This window comes from Brachybacterium sp. AOP29-B2-41 (assembly GCF_052378395.1).
GTDB lineage: Bacteria > Actinomycetota > Actinomycetes > Actinomycetales > Dermabacteraceae > Brachybacterium.
In genome coordinates, this window is sequence record NZ_JBQSXR010000052.1 from 1 (window position 1) to 1,402 (window position 1,402).

1 protein-coding gene is annotated in these 1,402 nt (G+C 65.4%); it reads right to left on the reverse strand.

Annotation, left to right across the window (positions count from 1 at the left end; genetic code table 11):
* Positions 1–56: 56 nt before the first annotated feature.
* The gene (locus ACT3T9_RS18825) at positions 57–1,319 is read right to left on the reverse strand and encodes an IS256 family transposase (RefSeq protein ID WP_193119625.1); all 1,263 of its coding nucleotides are present in this window, start codon (positions 1,317–1,319) and stop codon (positions 57–59) included.
* Between the last annotated feature and the right edge of the window lie 83 nt (positions 1,320–1,402).

Here is a 1,402-nt window from a genome sequence, read left to right on the forward strand (position 1 = left end):
GGAGGTGTCAAGTTTTCTGTGTAAGGGGCCGGTCGAACAGCCTCTCTGCCGGGTGGTCAGAGCGGAAGTCGGTTGGGGAACTGAACGGCGAAAGCATTGAGGGCTTGATGCCATCCCTGAGTGCCGGTTCCGAGCTGGCCACCGCGGCGGGTCTCGATGTTCCGGATCCCCAGATAGACCAGCTTCATCGCCGCCTCGTCCGACGGGAATGAGCCCCTCGTCTTGGTGATCTTCCGGAGCTGGTAGTTGATCGACTCGATCTGGTTGGTCGTGTAGATGACCTTCCGAATCTCGGGGGTGAACGCCAGGAACGGGATGAAGTCCTCCCACGCGTTCCGCCACGCCAGCACCGCCCCCGGCGCCTTGCTGCCCCAGGCCTCGGCAAAGGCCTCCAGGGCCAGCTCAGCGGCCGCCACGGTGGCCGCGGTGTAGATCGGGCGCATGTCCTTGGCCATGGTCTTGCGGTCCGTGTAGGAGGCGTACTTCATCGCCGAGCGCAGCAGGTGGACCACGCAGGTCTGGACCACGGTCTCGGGGTAGATGCTGTTAACCGCGGCCGGCAGCCCGGTCAGCCCATCGCAGCACAGGATCAGGATGTCCTTGGTGCCACGGTTGCGAATCTCGGTGAGGACGTTGGCCCAGAACTTCGCGCCCTCGGTGGCCCCCAGCCATAGGCCCAGGACCTGCTTGCGGCCCTCCATATCGACGCCTACGGCGACGTGGCAGGCCTTGTTGGTCACGACTCCGCCGTCGCGGATCTTGAGCCAGATCGCATCGATGTAGACGATCGGGTAGACCGACTCCAGGGGCCGGGACTGCCACTGGGCGACCTCGTCGGTGACGACGTCCGTGACCCTGGAGATCGTCGCGGCGGAGACCTTCGAGCCGTAGATCTCCTCGAGATGGGAGCCAATGTCGCGGGTGGTCATCCCGCGGGCATACAGCGACAGGACCATGTCCTCGACCCTGCCCAGTCGGCGGGTCCGCTTGGGCACGATCACGGGCTCGAACGAGCCGTTGCGGTCCCTGGGGACGGTGAGCTGCACTGGGCCCTGGAGGGTATGGATGGACTTGGTGGTCTTGCCGTTACGGGAGTTGCCCGTTCCGGCGCCGGCAGGGTCGCCGGACTCGTAGCCGAGGTGGTCGCTCATCTCGGTCTCCAGGGCCCGCTCCAGCACGGCCTGGGTCATCCGGGACAGCAGCTCCTCGACCCCGTGGCGGCCCTCTCCGAGGTCTTCGGCGGCGTTGACGAGGGCGTCGACCTGGTCGGCGCTCAGCACGCCCGCAAGAGGGTTCTGGGCATCAGCAATCTCGGTCATGTCATCGGTCCTTTTCAGAGGCGAGCCCGCAGGTCACACCTCGGTTAGAGACCGGACCCTTACACAGCTAATGAAACACCCTC